This is a genomic window from Spirillospora sp. NPDC047279 (assembly GCF_040643285.1).
Taxonomy (GTDB): Bacteria; Actinomycetota; Actinomycetes; order Streptosporangiales; family Streptosporangiaceae; genus Spirillospora.
Window position 1 is genome coordinate 414,372 of record NZ_JBEYUA010000001.1, and the last position, 17,549, is coordinate 431,920.

General features: G+C 72.2%; 15 protein-coding genes. 7 read left to right on the top strand and 8 right to left on the bottom strand.

The annotated features are described in order from the left end of the window. Positions 1–75 precede the first annotated feature (75 nt). Positions 76–1,620, top strand: coding sequence for an aldehyde dehydrogenase family protein (locus ABZ810_RS02060; protein WP_358398014.1), 1,545 nt, complete (start codon positions 76–78; stop codon positions 1,618–1,620). Between the two features lie 11 nt (positions 1,621–1,631). Beyond that, positions 1,632–2,780, top strand: coding sequence for an FAD-binding oxidoreductase (locus ABZ810_RS02065; protein ID WP_358398017.1), 1,149 nt, complete (start codon positions 1,632–1,634; stop codon positions 2,778–2,780). Positions 2,781–2,795: 15 nt separating this feature from the next. On the opposite strand, the gene ABZ810_RS02070 is transcribed toward ABZ810_RS02065, so the two are convergent. Genes ABZ810_RS02070 through ABZ810_RS02085 form a run of 4 tightly spaced genes read right to left on the bottom strand, consistent with a single transcriptional unit; the run spans position 2,796 to position 5,809 of the window. Continuing rightward, positions 2,796–3,368, bottom strand: coding sequence for a hypothetical protein (locus ABZ810_RS02070; protein WP_358398019.1), 573 nt, complete (start codon positions 3,366–3,368; stop codon positions 2,796–2,798). A gap of 11 nt (positions 3,369–3,379) precedes the next feature. Next, positions 3,380–4,120, bottom strand: a complete 741-nt coding sequence (locus ABZ810_RS02075) for a hypothetical protein (RefSeq protein WP_358398021.1) — start codon at positions 4,118–4,120, stop codon at positions 3,380–3,382. Continuing rightward, positions 4,117–5,571 (bottom strand): hypothetical protein, encoded by a 1,455-nt coding sequence (locus tag ABZ810_RS02080; RefSeq protein WP_358398023.1) that lies wholly within the window; start codon positions 5,569–5,571, stop codon positions 4,117–4,119. Before ABZ810_RS02080 ends, ABZ810_RS02075 begins: the two co-directional genes overlap by 4 nt. 4 nt (positions 5,572–5,575) lie before the next feature. Continuing rightward, a complete protein-coding gene (locus tag ABZ810_RS02085; RefSeq protein WP_358398025.1) occupies positions 5,576–5,809 on the bottom strand; it encodes a hypothetical protein in 234 nt (77 codons plus the stop codon). Between the two features lie 310 nt (positions 5,810–6,119). On the opposite strand from ABZ810_RS02085, the gene ABZ810_RS02090 reads away from it, so the two are divergent. From ABZ810_RS02090 to ABZ810_RS02100, 3 genes are all read left to right on the top strand, one after another. Next, positions 6,120–6,956, top strand: coding sequence for a cellulose binding domain-containing protein (locus ABZ810_RS02090; RefSeq protein ID WP_358398027.1), 837 nt, complete (start codon positions 6,120–6,122; stop codon positions 6,954–6,956). 113 nt (positions 6,957–7,069) lie between these two features. Then, positions 7,070–9,943: an FAD-binding and (Fe-S)-binding domain-containing protein gene (locus ABZ810_RS02095; protein WP_358398028.1), complete on the top strand. Its 2,874-nt coding sequence runs from the start codon at positions 7,070–7,072 to the stop codon at positions 9,941–9,943. A gap of 107 nt (positions 9,944–10,050) precedes the next feature. After that, the gene (locus ABZ810_RS02100; RefSeq protein ID WP_358398030.1) at positions 10,051–11,574 is read left to right on the top strand and encodes an alpha/beta hydrolase; all 1,524 of its coding nucleotides are present in this window, start codon (positions 10,051–10,053) and stop codon (positions 11,572–11,574) included. A 157-nt stretch (positions 11,575–11,731) separates the two neighbouring features. On the opposite strand, the gene ABZ810_RS02105 is transcribed toward ABZ810_RS02100, so the two are convergent. The 4 genes from ABZ810_RS02105 to ABZ810_RS02120 are packed head-to-tail and all read right to left on the bottom strand — an operon-like array spanning position 11,732 to position 15,271. Next, positions 11,732–12,967, bottom strand: coding sequence for an ABC transporter permease (locus tag ABZ810_RS02105; protein ID WP_358398032.1), 1,236 nt, complete (start codon positions 12,965–12,967; stop codon positions 11,732–11,734). Next, positions 12,964–13,665: an ABC transporter ATP-binding protein gene (locus ABZ810_RS02110; protein ID WP_358398035.1), complete on the bottom strand. Its 702-nt coding sequence runs from the start codon at positions 13,663–13,665 to the stop codon at positions 12,964–12,966. Before ABZ810_RS02110 ends, ABZ810_RS02105 begins: the two co-directional genes overlap by 4 nt. Next, positions 13,662–14,705, bottom strand: coding sequence for a peptidoglycan-binding protein (locus ABZ810_RS02115; protein ID WP_358398037.1), 1,044 nt, complete (start codon positions 14,703–14,705; stop codon positions 13,662–13,664). The genes ABZ810_RS02110 and ABZ810_RS02115 overlap by 4 nt, the downstream gene beginning before the upstream one ends. Positions 14,706–14,707: 2 nt before the next feature. Next, complete coding sequence (locus tag ABZ810_RS02120) at positions 14,708–15,271, bottom strand: hypothetical protein (RefSeq protein ID WP_358398038.1); 564 nt, start codon at positions 15,269–15,271, stop codon at positions 14,708–14,710. Positions 15,272–15,424: 153 nt separating this feature from the next. On the opposite strand from ABZ810_RS02120, the gene ABZ810_RS02125 reads away from it, so the two are divergent. After that, a complete protein-coding gene (locus ABZ810_RS02125) occupies positions 15,425–16,081 on the top strand; it encodes a response regulator transcription factor (RefSeq protein WP_358398040.1) in 657 nt (218 codons plus the stop codon). Then, positions 16,078–17,304 carry a HAMP domain-containing sensor histidine kinase gene (locus tag ABZ810_RS02130; protein ID WP_358398042.1) on the top strand — a complete coding sequence of 409 codons (1,227 nt, stop codon included), beginning with the start codon at positions 16,078–16,080 and terminating at the stop codon, positions 17,302–17,304. The genes ABZ810_RS02125 and ABZ810_RS02130 overlap by 4 nt, the downstream gene beginning before the upstream one ends. Positions 17,305–17,549: the final 245 nt, after the last annotated feature.

Below are 17,549 nucleotides of genomic sequence, written 5' to 3' on the forward strand. Positions count from 1 at the left end.
TGCGCAAGGCCGGGACGGCGGACCCTGGCACTCTTTGATCTTGGCGGGAGGCGGCCGGGGGCGCAGGCTGGAGCCATGACGCTCTCCTCCATCATCGGCGGGGCCCGCCAGGGGCCGGCCGCCGCCAGCTACGTCTCGACCTCTCCGGCGCGGGCGGGGGAGGTGGTCGCCGAGATCGCGCTCGGGAACGCCAGGGTCTTCGTGGACGCGTGCCGGGCCGCGCGGACGGCCCAGGAGACCTGGCGCGACGTTCCGGCGCCGATCCGCGGCCAGGTGATCGCGAACGCCGGGCGGCTGGTCGAGAACAACAAGGAACGGCTCGCACGGATCGTGTCGCGCGAGGTCGGCAAGCCCTACGGGGAGTCGCTCGGCGAGGTGCAGGAGATCGCCGACACCTGCGCGTTCTTCCTCGGCGAGGGACGACGGCTGTACGGGCAGACCGTCCCGTCGGAGATGCCCGACAAGCAGCTCTTCACGTTCCGCGAGCCGGTCGGGGTCGCCGCCGTCATCACGGCGGGCAACTTCCCGGTGGCCGTGCCGTCCTGGTACATCGTCCCGGCGCTGCTCTGCGGCAACACGGTCGTGTGGAAACCCGCGGAGTACGCGGCCGCCTGCGCGGAGGCGTTCTACGAGCTGTTCGCGCACGCGGGCGTGCCGGACGGTGTGCTCAACGTGGTGTACGCCGAGGGCGCGGAAACGTTCCGCGGCCTGGAGACCGCGCTCGGGCAGGGCCTGGTGGACAAGGTCGGCTTCACCGGGTCGACCGCCGTCGGCGTGCGCGTCGGCGAACTGTGCGGACGCCACCTGCAGACGCCCTGCCTGGAGCTCGGCGGCAAGAACCCGATGGTCGTGACCGAGGACGCCGAACTCGACCTCGCCGTGGAGGGCGCGCTGTTCTCGGGCTTCGGGACGGCCGGGCAACGCTGCACGTCCCTCGGCACCGTGATCGTGCACGAGTCGGCGCACGAGGAGTTCGTCCGGCGGCTGGACGCGGCGACGCGCGCGGCGAAGGTCGGGGACCCCATGGAGGAGGGCATCCTCTTCGGCCCGCTCATCAACGAGCGGTTCGCGGACGGCTTCGAGAAGTCCCTCGGCTGGATCGACCCCGGCCGGCACCGCACGTACGGGTCGAGCGCGGTCGGGCGGATCACCGAGGCGGCGCCGCGCGACGGCTTCGCCGGCGACCTGGCCGGGCTCTACTACCACCCGGTGATCGTGGACGGGGTGACCGCGGCCGACGAGCTGTTCCTGAACGAGACGTTCGGCCCGATCATCGGCGTCACGACGTACCGGGACCTGGACGAGGCCGTCACGCTCGCCAACGCGCCCGGCTACGGGCTCTCGTCGGCCATCTACACGACGGACCCGCGGAAGGCGTTCACGTTCCGGCGCGGCGTCAAGGCCGGGATGGTCAGCGTCAACAACTCCACCTCCGGCGCCGAGGCGCACCTGCCGTTTGGCGGCAACGGCAAGTCCGGCAACGGGAGCCGCCAGTCGGGCGTGTGGGTGCTCGACCAGTTCACCCGCTGGCAGTCGATGAACTGGGACTACTCCGGACGGCTGCAGAAGGCCCAGATGGACGTGCTGGAGATCGACGCCGACCCCGGCTTCCGGCTCTAGGGGGGCGCCCGGTGGAGTTCCCGGCATCGGCCGACGTGGTGATCGTCGGCGGCGGCGTGATGGGCACCAGCATCGCGTTCCACCTGGCGGAGGCCGGCGTGGACGTCGTCCTCCTCGAACGCGGCGAGCTCGGGTCGGGCTCGACCTGCAAGGCCGCGGGCGGGGTGCGGGCGCAGTTCTCCGACGAGGTCAACATCAAGCTCGGCGCCCGCAGCCTGGAGGCGTTCGGGCGGTTCGGCGAACGGCCGGGGCAGGAGATCGACCTGCACCGGGTCGGCTACCTCTTCCTGCTGTCGGACCCCGAGGACGTCGCGGCGTTCGAACGCGGCGTCGCCCTGCAGAACGACCTCGGCGTCCCCAGCCGGATGATCTCGGTACGGGAGGCGCGCGAGCTCTCGCCCCTGATCGCGACGGACGGGCTGCTGGCCGCCGCGTTCTCGCCCGACGACGGGCACTGCACGCCCGAGTCGGTCGTCCTCGGCTACGCGACCGGCGCCCGCCGGCACGGCGCCCGCGTGTTGCCGCACTGCGAGGTCCTCGCCATCGAGGTGGACGGCGGCGACGTCAAGGCCGTCGGGACCGCGCACGGCCGGATCGAGACCCCGGCCGTCGTGTGCGCGGCCGGAGCCTGGTCGGCCGCCGTCGGCGACATGGCCGGGGTCGACCTGCCCGTCGTCCCCCTGCGCCGGCAGATCGTGTTCACCGAGCCGATGCCGGACCTGCCGCGCCCGGTGCCGATGACCATCGACTTCGCCTCCACCTTCTACTTCCACGCGGAGGGCCGGGGCCTGATGATCGGCATGTCCGACCCGGACGAGCAGCCCGGCTTCAAGCTGGAACGTGACGACGCCTGGCTGCCCCGCCTCGGCGAGGCCATGGCCCGCCGCGCCCCGAGCCTGCTGGACGTCGGGCTCACCTCAGGCTGGGCCGGCCTGTACGAGGTGACCCCGGACCACAACGCCCTCATCGGCGAGGCCCCCGACGTGAGCCGCTTCTTCTACGCCACCGGCTTCTCAGGCCACGGCTTCCTCCAGGGCCCCGCCGTAGGCGAAGTGATCCGCGACCTCTACCTGACCCGCACCCCCGCCATCGACGTATCCCCCCTCAACGCTCGCCGCCTCGACACCAACCACCCAAGACCAGAAACCAACTACGTCTGACTTTCCCGCCGAGGATCAGGCGGGCTTGGGCGTGCACTTGTGGATCTGCCCGAACCTCTTCTCGGCGATCCGCATGAACGCGACCATGTCCTCCACCGCATCCCGCCCCCGCACAACCGGCGCAAAGTCAATGCGGATCCACGGTGTCCGCTTTCCGCACTTGAACAGGGCGATGACATAGTTCGGACGTGGGTCCGCACCCGCTGTGGGCTGGATCACGGCCAGCCCCGTCCCCAGTTCGGGAGGCAACGGATGAGGAGAGTCGTCCTCCCCGTTGCGCTGCTGGCGGTCGATGACATTTTTCCCGTTGTTGAATGACCAATTCAGGCCAAGGGGTGCCTCACGGTCGGCAGCGAATGCCAGACATAGTCCGTTGTCGGTCTGTGGACCTGACCATCGCGGACTCAATTTCATCGTCAATCCGGTGGCGCGGCGGAAGGCTCCTTCGGGGACAAGGTCACAGAAATAGGGTGCGCTGTCCACAATGGGGCGGAGGTCAGGTGTCGGCGGTGTCGGCTTTGCCGAAGAGTTCCCACTGCACGATGCAGCCAAGATCGCCATGGCTGCTGACAGCGGTACGGCCTTCATGCGAGTGATCATCATTTCTCAAGAAGCGGATTTGCCTGGTTTCCCTGGGAGTCCGTGTAGTGTCCCGCCGTGGCCTTCTTGCCGGTATCCATTTCCGTCACGGCGCGACCACCGAGATCCTCGATATCGGAATTCTCAGAAGCCCACGAGAGCAATGCTTCGAGCTGATGGGAATCCAGTTTTTCCAATGGGAGAATCTCCGGGCTGTCTCCCGTGGTGGCGAAGTTCTTCCCCTTCAGGTCCTGGCGGTCGTAGCGGCCGTGGGTGATCAGCGCCGAAGCGATCATCTGGCTGAAGAGCTTCTCCACGGCCTCAGTGTTCGTCCCGGTGGTCAAGATGGCCTTGTTGGGCTTTTCGGTGAGACGTTTGGCGATCATTTTTTCCAGAGCCTGCTGGGTCTGTGGCACCAGGAGGTTGGCGGCCTCGCCCGCCACGGGGGCCCGGCTGGCGACGGCGGCTTGTGCCTTTTGGACGGCGAGACTGGTGAACAGGCCCACATAGCTCTGTACTCGCGCGAGTTCCTCCGCCAGCCGGGCTTTCTCACCCTCGGTGGCCTGGCTGCGGGCCTCCAGGATATGTCCGAACACCCGCCCTGGAGTGACGACGACACTGGGCAGGTGGCGAGATCCGTTGGCGACGGCCTGGTCGAGAACGACCGCGGTGTAAGCGATCTGGCCGCGCAGAAGGATCTCGAAGGACTTCGTGTCGCGGGTGAGGTCCAGCAGCAGGTAATCCATGTCCACGTCGGTCATCGGTACGCTTCCGGCCCTGCCGATCGAGCTTGTTCGAAGACGTCGTTGACCTTGGCCATGTGGGTCGCGAGGACCTCGGCCATATAGGGGCGCAGGGCGGAGATCGCGTCGATGTCCTGGATCGGGTTGGAGACTCGCGAGTAGGCGGCCATGGCCTCCTTGGGGTTGCTCAGGCTGAAAGTGCCTTTGAGGAGGTTGCCGCCTCCGCTCTCGTCGACCGCGGAGAGTTTGCCTTCCTTGATGACCCAGTACTTGCGGGCGTCGGTGGCGAGGATTCTGGCGGCTTCGAAGGCGAGGCGTTCGGAATCCTTGTCCGTGCCGGAGGCGGCCGTTTTGAGCGTCGCACCGAGGGCTGCGCCGTGGTCGGTTTTGGCCCAGAGCTCGCGGCGGCTGCTCAGAAGGTAGGCGAGGTTGGAGTTCCGCCCGCTCGCCGGGGTCTTGGCGGGGTGGGGGCCCATGGGGGCGTGGCTGAGGAGGGCTTGTGCCCCCTCGCGGCCGGAGGCGGCCGCCGCGTGCAGGAGCGGGAGGAGGAAGTCCGTTCCGCGGTCTCCCACGGTCACCTTGGTCGTGCTCGGGTCGAGGGCGTTGCCGAGGTCGTAGTGGCCGCTCAGCTCGGGCAGGGGGCCCAGGTTCTTCGGCAGGTGCCTGTCGTAGTCGACCATGTCCGCGCCGACGGTGCCCATGAAGCGGGCGGAGAAGCGGGCGTTTCCGGCGGCGGTCATCAGGGTGGAGAGGGATTGGTAGCCCGCTGCTCCGCGCGGGGGTTCCGTTCCGGGCGGGAACGTGGTGCGGCCCGCGGCCATGATCTGGGTGAAGAAGGCGTCGCCGACGTAGCCGCTGCGGCCGGGGTCGGTGGTCAGGGCGAGGCTGCGGCCGAGGATGGCCAGGACGTTGCGGGTGTCGCGGGCGACGGCGTCGCCGCCCTCCTGGTGGACGTCGACGGTGAGCCGCCGGCCCAGGTCGACCGGGAGTCTCAGCAGCCCGTCCGCGCCGAGTGTTCGTACGAGGGCCTTGGCGAGGGCGGGGGTGACGTCCTTCGGGTCGTATCTGCGGAGGTCCGCCAGGGCCTTGCGGTCTCCGGCGGCGGCACGCCGGACGAGGCCCGCGAGGCGGCTTCCCTCGCCGTAGGCGACCTGGTCGGTGTAGCGATCGGGGAGGGTGAGGTAGGTGCCGTCGAGGCGGCACACCTCGATCGCGAGTTTCTGGCGGTCGAGGTCGTGGGCGAGGGTGTTGCGGCGGCGGAGGTCGGTGGCCGCCTCGTGGGCCCAGGTGGCGAGGCGCTTGATCTCCATGGCGGGGGCGGTGTCGACCTTGGCGCCGTTCAGGGCCTGCCAGAGCTGGTCGGCCAGGTCCTCCAGCTGGGACACCGCCCTGGTCATGTCCTGGGCCATCTGCTCGAACTGGACGAGCTTCACTCCGCAGGTGTCCGGGCCGAGCCAGTTGTCCGCCATCGTCTCATCCGGCCAGAGGACGGCCGATTTGCCGTTGGACGAGGTCCAGGGCCTTGCGGAGCTGGGCGTGGAGTTCGGCGTCGCCGTGTTCGAGGCGGCGGTCGAAGGACCGCGCGGAGGGGCCGACCCAGGCGTGGTCGTCCATCGCGTGGCGCGGGCGCGTCAAGACGTGCCAGTTCTCGTTCGAGAGTTGCTGGATCCGGCCCAGCAACAGCTGGAGCCTCAATTGCTCGTCCACACTCGCCTCCGATCCGTCGCCCGAGTCGACCCTGCCACCGGCCGTTGAGGCGGAAACGCGCAGGCCGGTTACCGGGACCCGACCGTTATACGCGTGAGGGTGATCTGCTCGACGGTCTCCTTGACGCGCATTGCCGGCGGACGTCAAGGATGGCACGTCGGTGTCTCCACCGCGGTCCTGTCTTTTCGGTCATGGCGTCCATACGCGGCCATCGGCGAATTACCAGGCCACGACACGTTCGCCCGGGTGTGTAACGTAGGGCGCTGATCCGACGCTGAGATCCATGACGATCGAAACAACGGGTGGATGGATGTCAGAGCAAGGCAATCGGCCGTACGGGCGTGACCCCGAGGGTGTGATCTGGCCGGACCGCCTCGTGGTGGCGCGCTCCGGCGCGGTACCGCCGCCGGGACCGCACCCCGGTCCGCTGCCCGGCGCGCCCTCGGGAGGGCCGCGCCACGGTGGCGGCACGCGGGCGAAGGGTGCGCGCGGCGGGGGCCGCGGTCGCCTCGCGGCGGTCGCCGGCGCGGGCGCGGTGACGTTCGCCGGCACGCTCCTGGCCATGAACGTCATGTTCGGGGGATCGGAGTCGGAGCCGCCGCGGACGCAGGCCCTCCAGGAGTGCGAGACGCCCGAGTGCCTCGCGCCCTCCCAGCTCCCGACCGGCTCGCCCTCGGCGCAGCCGACGCAGAGCAAGTCCCCCAAGCCGGTCAAGAGCGCCGGCCCCGGCGCCTCGGCCACGCCCACGACGACTCCCAGCACGGTGGACGCGCGCGCGGCGGCGACCGAGCGGCCGTCCCGCGACCGCTCCGAGCCGCGCGAGGGCGTGACCCGGCCCGGACGGGCGCCGGTCGCGGTCAGCTTCCAGGGCTCGGACAACGGCTGGCGCGAATACCGCGGCACGTACACGGTCACCAACCGGGGTGGCGACACGCTCCGGTCGTGGCGTCTCACGTTCGAGCTGTCGCGCGCCCGGCTGCGGACGCTCTGGCCGCTGCCGTACCGCCAGGACGGCGACACCGTGGTGGTCGAGGGCGGCCCGCTCAGCCCCGGTGCCAGCTCCAGCATCACGTTCCTGGCGGAGGGCGGCGGCTCGACCCGGACGGCGGACTGCACCATCAACGGCAGCCCCTGCGCATCGCGCTGACCGGCCGACGTCACCACCAGGGCGTGTCTCGAAGTCGACCGCCCTGCTCCGCGACGCCCAGGCACGCACCTCGCCACGGGCGCCGACTTCGAGACAAGCCCTAGCCTGGGTCGATGTCCGGAGACCGCCTGTTCCGCACCGACCTGACGACCCGTACCGCCTACTCGTCGGACGCCTCGCTCTACCGGCAGGTGCCGGCGATGGTCGCCGAGCCGCGCTCGGCGGGTGACCTCGTCCGGGTGCTGGAGGAGGCGGACGGCAGGGGCCTGCCGGTCACCCTGCGTGGCGGCGGCACCTCGATCGCGGGCAACTCGATCGGGCGCGGCATCGTCGTCGACACGTCCCGTCACCTGACCGCGATCCGGTCGATCGACCCGTCGGCCCGCACCGCGGTGGTGCAGCCCGGCGTCGTGCTCGACGACCTGCGCGCGGCGGCGGGAGAGTACGGGCTGACGTTCGGGCCCGACCCGTCGAGCCACTCGCGCTGCACGCTCGGGGGGATGATCGGCAACAACGCGTGCGGGTCGCATTCGGTGGCGTGGGGGATCACCGCCGACAACGTCGAGGCCCTGCGGCTGCTGCTGCCGGACGGGCGCGAGATCGCGGCGCGGAAGGGCACCAGCGGCGACGCGTCGATCGACGCCGAGCTGACCCGGTTGCGCGACGCCTATCTGGGCCCGCTCCGGACCGAGCTCGGGCGGTTCAGCCGTCAGGTGTCCGGCTACGGGCTGCACCACCTGCTCCCCGAGAGGGGCTTCGACGTGGCCAAGGCACTGGTGGGCAGCGAGGGCACGTGCGGCATCGTGACCGAGGCGACGGTCCGGCTCGTTCCGGTGCCGGCCGCGCGGGCGCTCGCGGTGCTCGGCTTCGCCGACGTCTACACCGCCGCCGAGGTCGCCCCGTTCGCCGCGCGGTCCGGCGCGCTGACCGTGGAGGGCATGGCCGCCGACCTGCTGACCGCGCTGCGCGCCCAGCCCGGCCGAGGCGGAGCCGGTGCCGGGCTGCCGGACGGCGGCGGCTGGCTCTACTGCGAGGTCGGCGGCGCCTCGGCCGCCGAGGCACGCGAGGCGGCGCAGACCCTCGTCGCGGCGGTGCGCGGGGTCGTGCCCGGTGCGAACGCGGTCGTCGTGGACGAGCCGCGGGAGATGCGGGCGTTGTGGTGGATCCGCGAGGCGGGCTCCGGGATCGTCACCCGGCTGCCCGACGGCGGCGAGGCGTGGCCCGGCTGGGAGGACTCCGCCGTCCCGCCCGACCGGCTCGGCGCCTACCTGCGCGACCTGTACGGCCTGATGGAGCGGCGCGGGCTGCGCGGCGTGCCCTACGGTCACTTCGGCGAAGGCTGCCTGCACCTGCGGCTCGACTTCGGCCTGGGCACCCCCGGCGGGGTGGCGGCCTACCGGGAGTTCATGGAGGCCGCGGCCGACCTCGTGCTCTCGTACGGCGGCACGGTCTCCGGCGAGCACGGCGACGGGCGGGCACGGTCGGAGCTGCTGGCCAAGATGTACTCACCGGAGCTGCGGCGCGCGTTCGCGGCGTTCAAGGCCGTGTTCGACCCGCGGGGACGGCTCAACCCCGGCGTGATCGTCGATCCGGAGCCGCTGGACGCCGACCTGCGGCCGGGCCCGGGACGCGACGCGCTGGCGATCACGCCGGTGCACGCGCTCACCCGCGACCACGGGTCGTTCGCCGCGGCCGTGCACCGCTGCGTCGGCGTCGGCGCCTGCCGCAACCTCGGCACCGGCGCGATGTGCCCGTCGTTCAAGGCGACCCGGGACGAGGTGCACTCCACGCGCGGCCGGGCCCGCGTCCTGGCCGAGATGTTGCGCGGCGAGACGATCACCGGCGGCTGGCGGTCGGAGGAGGTACGGGAGGCGCTCGACCTGTGCCTGTCGTGCAAGGCGTGCGCGAGCGACTGCCCGGTGAACGTCGACATGGCGACCTACAAGGCCGAGTTCCTGCACCGGCACTACGCCGGGCGGCGGCGGCCCGCGGCGCACTACTCGATGGGCTGGCTGCCCCTGGTGTCGCGGGCGGTGGCGGGTGTTCCCGGCGCGGCCCGGCTGGCCAACGCGGCGCTGCGGAGGCCGCGGGTCGCGGCGGCCGCGAAGAGGATCGCGGGCGTGGAGCCGCGGCGGGAGATGATCTCGTTCGCGCCCGAGACGCTCAGGACGTGGTTCCGCGGACGGCCCGTGGAAAAGACGGTGCCCATCGAGAAGACGGTGCCCATCGAGAAGACGGTGCCCATCGAGAAGACGGTGCCCCTGGAAAAGAAGGTCGTGTTGTGGCCCGACACCTTCACCGACTTCCACGCGCCCGAGACCGGTCGCGCGGCGGTCGAGGTCCTGGAGGCGATGGGCTACCGGGTGCTGCTCCCGCCGGGCCGCGTCTGCTGCGGGCTGACCTGGCACTCGACCGGCCAGCTCGGGGTGACCGCGCGCGTGCTGCGCCACACCCTGGACGTGCTGGAGCCCGCGCTCGCGGCGGGCTTCCCGGTCGTCGGGCTGGAGCCGTCCTGCACGGTGATGTTGCGCGACGAGGCGCCCGAACTGCTGCCCGGCGACCCGCGCGCCGGGCGGCTCGCCGCGAGCATGGTGACGCTGGCCGAGCTGGTCGCCCGGCACGAGGGCGACTGGCCGTTCGCGCGCCTGGACGCCGCGGCGGTGGCGCAGGTGCACTGCCACCAGGAGGCCAAGGGTTCGTACGACGCGGATCGTGCGGTGCTCGAACGGCTCGGCGTCGACACCGACGTCGTGGGCGCGGGGTGTTGCGGCCTGGCGGGCAACTTCGGCTTCGAGCCGGGGCACTGGGACGTCTCCCAGGCGTGCGCCGAACGCGAGCTGTACCCCAAGGTGCGCGCGGCTGCGGACGGCGACCTGATCCTCGCCGACGGCTTCTCCTGCCGGACCCAGATCGCGCAGGGAACGGGCCGCCGAGGGATTCATCTGGCCGAAGTCCTGCGGCGCGCGCTCGGCGGCGGCCATCCCTGAACCTCCCCTGAGGCGACCCTGAACCGCCCCTGAGAAGGGTTCTCGGCGGACGGCCGCGCGCCTAGCGTGACGGACGTCCCCAAGATCAGATCTCAGGAGGAACCGTCATGCCCGAGAGCACACCCGCCCGGCGCCGCACGGCGGCCTGGGGCTCGGGGGTCGCCGCGCTCGTCGCGGCGGGCGTCGTGGCCTCCGTTCTCGCCGCCGCTCCCACGTCCGTCCAGGCGGCCCCCGCCGGTGCGCCCGGTGCCGGCGGCCTCCGGTGGGCCGCGTGCGAGCCCGGCAAGCCCGCATGGGACGGAGCCGAATGCGCCAGGCTCCGGCTGCCCGTCGACTGGGCCCGGCCGGACGGGCCCACGTTCGAGATGGAGATCGCCCGCCGCACGACCACCGACCCGGCGCGCGTCGGGACGCTGGTGTTCGGCCCGGGCGGCCCCGGCGACTCCGGCCGGGAACGGGTCGGCACCGGAATCTCGCGGTTCAGCCCGGAAGTGCGGCGCCGCTTCGACATCGTCAGCTTCGACCCGCGCGGGGTCGGCAGGAGCAGCCCCGTCCAGTGCTCGCCCGAGAAGCTCGCGGCACGCCCCTCACCGGTGATGAAGAGCCAGAACGACTTCGCCGCGACCGTCGCCTACAACAAGGAACTCGCCGCCGACTGCCGCGACCTGACCGGCGGGGTCCACGACCATCTCGACACCGCCCAGACGGTCCGTGACCTGGAGGCGATCCGCGTCGCGCTCGGCGAGGGGAGGCTGACCTTCCACGGCAGCTCGTACGGCACGATTCTCGGCGCGCAGTACGCCGAGACCTATCCGGGCCGCGTGCGGGCGATGGTGCTGGAGAGCGTCTTCGACCACAGCGTTCCCCGTACGCGCGAGTTCCTGGAGACCCAGGCGCGCGCCGGGCAGGACCTGTTCGACGAGTTCGTGAAGTGGTGCGGGCGCGACGCCGGCTGCGCGCTGCACGGACGCGACGTCCGGGCGGTCTGGCAGGGCCTGCTGGACAAGGCCGGGCGAGGTGAGGTGGCCACGCCCCCGGCGGCCGACCCGCAGGGCAGGCTCGGCCCCCGCCTGACGACGAGCGACCTGGTCAACATGGTCGCGTTCCGGGCGTTCTACAACGCGGACTTCGCCCGGCTCGCCGACATGATCGTCTACATGGAGACCCACGCGCCGGCCGGCACCGAGCCGCCCCGGTTGTCGCCGCTGCCGCCCACGGTCCCGATCTTCTGCTCCGACTGGCGGCTGCCGGTGCGCGACTTCCGCGAGTACGACGCGCTCGTGCGGCGGATGAACGGCGCCGCGCCCGACATGCCGTACCTGCTGCCCCTCCGGATGGTGGCCGCCTGCCTCGGCACCCCGGCCGCCAACCCGCAGCACCGGCTGAAGCCCACCGTGCGCCGGGGCCCGCCCGTCCTGCTGTCGAACGGGCTGCACGACCCGGCCACGCCGTACACGTTCGCGGTCTCGGTCGCGCGGCAGTTCGGCCCCAAGGGCGTGCTGCTCACCTACGACGGCGCGGGACACGGCAGCGCCACCAGCGGGCCCTGCATGGAGAACGCGGTCGACGCCTACCTGACCGAGCTCACGCTCCCGGCCCGCGGCGCTCACTGCCCGGCCGTGCCGTCCTGAGCGGGCCCGGTCGCCCTGAGCGGGCCCGGCCCGTTCCGAGGGGGCCCGGCCGTGCCGTCGTAAGGCGCCTCTGCCTCGCCGCATCCGACCCCGCGCCGCTCCCGGCCTCGCCGCGAGCGCTGTGGGAGTGCGGCGAGGCCGGGAGCATCCGGGCGGGTCACGGGGTGGCGAGGGCCTCGGTGGGGGAGAGACGGGCGGCGCGGATCGCGGGATAGAGCCCGGCGATCCCGCCGATCACCAGCGTCGCGCCGATGCCGCCGGCCATCGCCCATGGCGGCACCACGGTCGGCCAGCCCTGGCTGAGCGCGTAGACGGCCGTGACCACGATGCCGAGGCTCACCCCGCCGATGCCGCCCAGGGCGGCCAGCATCTGCGACTCGGTGAGGAACTGGAGCCTGATCTGCCCGCGGGTCGCGCCGAGCGACCGCCGCAGGCCGATCTCCGCCCGGCGCTCCAGCACCGAGATGACCATCGTGTTGGCGACGCCGACGCCGCCGACCAGCAGCGCCACCCCGCCCAGGCCGAGCAGCAGCCCGGTGAACGCCTGGTCGGTGGCCTGCTCGGCGGCCAGCGCGTCCGACGGCCGGCTTACCTTGATCTCGCTCGGCGCCTCGGGGTTGGCCGCCTCGGCCAGCGTGGCCTGCACGGAGTCGATGGCCTCCTTCTCCACGCGGGTGTAGACGGTGGTCGGATGACCGTCGAAGCCGAGCCGGTCCTGCGCCACCTCCCAGCCCACCAGCGCGGCCGCGTCGAGCTCCGGCGCGAGCCCGTTCGGGCTGAGGATCCCCACCACCGTGAACCACTGCTTCCCGAGCCAGACCTGCTGGTTGGGCTGCCCGACGCCGAGGCGTTCGGCGGCGTCCGAGCCCAGCACCACGGCCGGGTAGCGGCTGGTGCCGGCGTTGAGCCAGTTCCCCGCCGCCATCCGCAGGCCGATCGTGCCGGGCAGGTCGAGGCGGGTCGCCTGCACGCTGATGCCGCCGCTCTCACCGCCGGGGACGTGGTCGTTGCGGTAGACCTTGGCGTCGGAGACCTTGCCGGTGGCGGACGCGGACAGCACGTCCGGGATTCGGGCGATCATGCCGACCGACTCCTTGGGCAGCTGGGCGTCGGAGCCGAAGAAGTCCTGGCCGGGCCCCACCGTCAGCAGGTTGGTGCCGAGCTGGTCGAGAACGGCCTGGAGCTGGGCGCGGCTGGACGTCGAGATGCCGACGACGCCGATCATGGCGGCGATGCCGATCGCGATGCCCAGCGCGGACAGGAAGACGCGGAGGGGCCGGGCGCGCAGGCCCGCGCCGCCCACCTTGAGCACGTCCCGGGGGCCGAGACGGGCCGGCATGTCGTCGCCGCCGGAGGTCCGGGACCGCCGCCCGCCGGTCCTGCCGCGGATCATCGGGCGGCCTCCGCCCAGGCGGCCTTCTGCGCGTCGTCGTGCTCGATCCGCCCGTCCCGCATCCGCACCTGGCGGGGCAGCAGGTCGGCGATGTCGCGGTCGTGCGTGATCAGGATGACCGTGGTGCCGGCCGCCGCCAGTTCCCGCAGCAGGTCGATCACCCCGGCGCCGGTCGCCGAGTCGAGCGCGCCCGTCGGCTCGTCGGCCAGCAACATCGCCGGTTCGCCGACCACGGCCCGGGCGATCGCCACCCGCTGCTTCTCTCCGCCGGAGAGCTGGTGCGGCCGGTGGCCGAGGCGGTGGCCGAGCCCGACCCGGTCCAGCGCGAGGCGGGCCCGCCGGCGCCGCTCCGCCGGGGGTACGCCCCCGTAGAGCAGGCCGTCCGCGACGTTGTCGAGGGCGCTCACCCCGGCGGCCAGGTGGAACTGCTGGAAGACGAAGCCGATGCGCCGCGAGCGCAGCGCCGACACCCGGCGGTCGGTGAGCCGGGAGACGTCCCGGCCCTGGACCAGGACGGTCCCCGAACTCGGCCGGTCGAGCGTCCCCAGCAGATGCAGCATCGTCGACTTGCCGGAGCCGGACGGGCCGACGACGGCGACCAGCTCGCCGATCTCGACCGTCACCGACACCCGGTCGAGCGCGGTGACGTCCCCCGGGTAGGTCTTGGTGACGTCGCGGAGCTCCACGACCGGGGTCATTTCGGGATCCCCACCTTCATGCCCTCGGCGAGGCCCGGACCGGTGATCGCGACCCGGCCGTCGGCGAAGGCCCCCGTCTCGACCTTCACCGTGCGGACGGTCGAGCCCTGGACGACCTGGACGCCGTAGCCGCCGCCGGGCTGCGCGACGAGGGCGCCGACCGGTACGACGAGCTGGTCCGCGTGCTCGGCCGCGGTGAACGCGACGTCCACCGGCGCCTTGTCGTACGAGCCGAGCGCGCGCTGCCGGGTCACCGCGATGGTGATCTCGATGGTCGTGGGGTCCTCGCCGCCGCCGGGCTTGGCGACCTGGCCGATCTTGCTGACCCGGCCCTTGGTGGTCTCGTCCTCGGTCAGCTCGATCGTGACCTCCGCGCCCTTCTTGACGAGCCGCTGGTACTTGACGTCGAGGTCCACCGTCACCACCCGGGTCGTCCCGGTGTAGGTGAACGCCGGTCCGCCGGCCCGGTCGCCGACCGCGGCCTTACGTTCGGCCACCCGGACCGCGCCCGGCGCGACCATCACCGAACCGGGGGTGATCCTGCCGGTCTCCGCCAGGCCGAGATCCTCCTGCCACTCCTTCACCGCCGTGGCGGTGGCGGAGCCGAAGTCGTCGTCGACCGTGAAGCCGTCGTAGCCGAGGGCCGCCAGGTTCCGTTCGAGCTGCTTCACGTCGGGCCCTTCGGAACCGGTGCCGAGCGTCCGGTAGACCGGGAGCCTCCCGTACAGCAGCGGGACGCGCTCGTTGTCGACCCGGTAGGCGGTCCCGCCCCGGGTGATCGCGGTCCCGGGGGACGGCAGCCAGGTGAGCGTGCCCCCGCCCGTGCTCGACGCGGTGCTGGTGGAGCCGTACGAGAGCGTGCCCCCGACCGACTCGGTCTCGGTGAGCGTGGTGCGCTCGATGTCCGCCGTGGCGGGCGGCAGCGAGCTGTGCGCCACCGGCGCCTGCCCGCCGCCGCCCAGCCCGACCGTGGCGAGACCGGCCCCCGCGACCACGACCACCCCGACGGCGCTCAGGAACACCGTCCGCTTCCCGTTCAAGGTCAGTTCCCCTTCTCCTGGCCGGGACGCGCCGGCTCGAGGTGGCCGCACGCCTTGTGGGCGGCCTTGAACTTGGGACTGTCGGGGTCCTGGCCGATCGACTCCTTCTTCGCGCCCGGGGCGCCGGGCTTGTTCTCGACCTTGTGCTGGATCAGGCCGTCGTCGCTCGGGTCGGGCATGTCGATGCCGTTCTCACGCATGCACTTGGCGAAGGCGCGCATCTTGGCGACCTGCTCGGGCGAGAGCTTCGGCGGCTTGCCGCCGTTCGGCATGAGGTGGCGGCACTTGGCCTGCGCCGCCTCCATCTTCTTCGGGCTCTCGCCCTTCTTCGCTCCTCCTTCGACCTTCGTGAGCATGCCGCCGTCGCCCTGCGGCTCGGGGTCGGACATGTTGACGCCGTTCGCGCGCATGCACTTGGCGAAGGCGCGCATCGCCGTCAGTTCGTCGGTCTTCTTCGCGGTCGGACTCGCACCGGACCCGCTCCCGCCGCCTCCGCAGGCGGAGAGGGTGAGGGTCAGGGCGAGCGCCGGTATCAGGGACATCGTCGCGAACGTTCGTCGCCGCATCGCTTCGTCTCCTTGTCGACTTTCACGGACGCCCCAAAGTCCAGCGGGCACGCGCTAAACCCCCCGTAACCAGTTCGCGTTATGCCGGCGTTACGCCCGTTCCCCGAGGCTGTGGGCGGACAGCGGGTACCTGAGTGCTGGAGGACGTGGACCGTGCGGGTACTGGTCGCCGAGGACGAGCGCATGCTCGCCGACTCGATCGCCGAGGGCCTGCGGGCCGAGGCGCTGGCCGTCGACGTGGTGTACGACGGCGACGCCGCGCTCGAGCATCTGGGCGTGAACGACTACGACGTGCTCGTCCTGGACCGCGACCTGCCGATCGTGCACGGCGACGACGTGTGCCGCGCGGTCGTCGACTCCGGCGCGCCGGTCCGGGTGATCATGCTGACCGCGGCGGTCACCGTCCCCGCCCGGGTGGCGGGGCTGCGGCTCGGCGCCGACGACTACCTCACCAAGCCCTTCGCGTTCGAGGAGCTGGTGGCCCGCGTGCACGCCCTCGGCCGCCGCGCCCGCCCGGCCGACCCGCCCACCCTGGAGCGCGCCGGCATCAGGCTCGACCCGGCGCGCCGCCAGGTGTTCCGGGAGGGCCGTTACGTGCAGCTGGCGCGCAAGGAGTTCGGGGTGCTCGCCGAGCTGCTGCGCGCGGACGGCAAGGTCGTCTCGGCCGAGCAGCTGCTGGAGAAGGTCTGGGACGCGCACACCGACCCGTTCACCAACACCGTCCGCGTGACGCTGATGAAGCTTCGCCGCAAGCTCGGTGACCCGCCCGTCATCGAGACCGTTCCAGGAGTGGGGTACCGGATTCCATGACGACGTTCACCGCGAGGCTCCGGCCGACGATCCGGGTCCGGCTGACGCTCGTGTACGGCGGCCTGTTCCTGCTCGGCGGGATCGTGCTGCTGGCACTGACCTACTTCCTGGTGCAGAACGGCCTGCCGGACGGGCCCAAGTCGACCGTGTCCGGCTCGGTCGCCGGGGTGTCCCAGCCGGAGCCCGGCCCGGGCAGGATGGTCGTCAAGGACTTCGAGGCGGTCCCGCCGGACTACAAGATCCCGGCGGGGGAGGTCGGCGGGCTCCTGATCCAGGCCAAGGGCGACTCCCAGCGGGAGACGCTGAACGCCCTGCTGACCCAGGGCGGCTTCGCGCTCGGCGTCGTGGGGGTCGTCGCGCTGGCCCTGGGCTGGTTCTTCGCCGACCGGGCCCTGCGCCCCCTGCACAACATCACCGAGACGGCCCGGCGGGTGGCGCGCAGCCAGGACCTGGGGGAGCGCATCGCCTACGCGGGGCCGCGCGACGACGTCAAGGAGCTGGCCGACACCTTCGACACGATGCTGGAACGGCTGGCGCGGGCGTTCGACGGGCAGCGCAGGTTCGTCGCCAACGCCTCGCACGAGCTGCGGACGCCGCTGGCGATCAACCGGACGCTGGTGGACGTGGCGGTGCGCCGCGCGGACGCCACCGACGACGTGAAGCGGCTGGGCGAGTCGCTGCTGGTCGTCAACGGCCGGCACGAGCGGCTCATCGACGGGCTGCTCACCCTCGCCGGCAGCGAGAACACGGTGGTCGACACCTCGCCCCTGGACCTGGCCGTGGTGGCCGGGCACGTCCTCGACCAGGCCGCCGACGAGGCCGCCGAACGCGGCGTGACCGCCCACCGGCGGCTCGGCGCGGCACCGACGGAGGGCGATCCGGTGCTGGTCGAGCGGCTCGTCCAGAACCTGGTGGAGAACGCCGTCCGGCACAACGCCGAGGGCGGCGAGGTGTGGGTGACCACCGCGCGCGACAACGGGCGGGTCGAGCTGACGGTGTCCAACACCGGCCCCGTCGTCCCGCCGTACGAAATCGAGACGATCTTCGAGCCGTTCCGCCGCCTGGGCAACGACCGGGTGCGCTCCGACCGGGGCACCGGCCTCGGCCTGTCGATCGTCCGCGCCACCGCCTCCGCGCACGGCGGGACGGTGAGAGCGTCGTCCCGACCCGCCGGCGGCCTCATCCTCAACGTCCGCCTGCCGTCCCGGGCTGAGCTTGCCTGAACATGCCCACGCTGCGGTTCAAGTGCTGCCGGCTGAGCGCTGTGGTCTAAGCGCGGCCTCCTCAGGGCGGCCTGCTGAGCGCGGCCTGCTGAGCGCTGCCTGCTGAGCGCAGCCCTTCTCAGCGGGCTCTGCCCTTTCAGCGGGCTCTGCCTTCTCGGCGGGCTCTGCCCTCTTAGCGGGCGCCGCCCTTCGGTGGGCTCTGCCCTCTCGGTGGGGGCTGCCCTTTCAGTGCGCTCTGTCCTCGG

Coding starts and splice junctions, on each gene's coding strand:
- ABZ810_RS02060 (WP_358398014.1), top strand. CDS start 76: ATGACGCTCTCCTCCATCATCGGCGGGGCCCGCCAGGGGCCGGCCGCC.
- ABZ810_RS02070 (WP_358398019.1), bottom strand. CDS start 3,368: ATGAAGGCCGTACCGCTGTCAGCAGCCATGGCGATCTTGGCTGCATCG.
- ABZ810_RS02075 (WP_358398021.1), bottom strand. CDS start 4,120: ATGACCGACGTGGACATGGATTACCTGCTGCTGGACCTCACCCGCGAC.
- ABZ810_RS02080 (WP_358398023.1), bottom strand. CDS start 5,571: ATGGCGGACAACTGGCTCGGCCCGGACACCTGCGGAGTGAAGCTCGTC.
- ABZ810_RS02090 (WP_358398027.1), top strand. CDS start 6,120: ATGTCAGAGCAAGGCAATCGGCCGTACGGGCGTGACCCCGAGGGTGTG.
- ABZ810_RS02095 (WP_358398028.1), top strand. CDS start 7,070: ATGTCCGGAGACCGCCTGTTCCGCACCGACCTGACGACCCGTACCGCC.
- ABZ810_RS02100 (WP_358398030.1), top strand. CDS start 10,051: ATGCCCGAGAGCACACCCGCCCGGCGCCGCACGGCGGCCTGGGGCTCG.
- ABZ810_RS02105 (WP_358398032.1), bottom strand. CDS start 12,967: ATGATCCGCGGCAGGACCGGCGGGCGGCGGTCCCGGACCTCCGGCGGC.
- ABZ810_RS02110 (WP_358398035.1), bottom strand. CDS start 13,665: ATGACCCCGGTCGTGGAGCTCCGCGACGTCACCAAGACCTACCCGGGG.
- ABZ810_RS02120 (WP_358398038.1), bottom strand. CDS start 15,271: ATGCGGCGACGAACGTTCGCGACGATGTCCCTGATACCGGCGCTCGCC.
- ABZ810_RS02130 (WP_358398042.1), top strand. CDS start 16,078: ATGACGACGTTCACCGCGAGGCTCCGGCCGACGATCCGGGTCCGGCTG.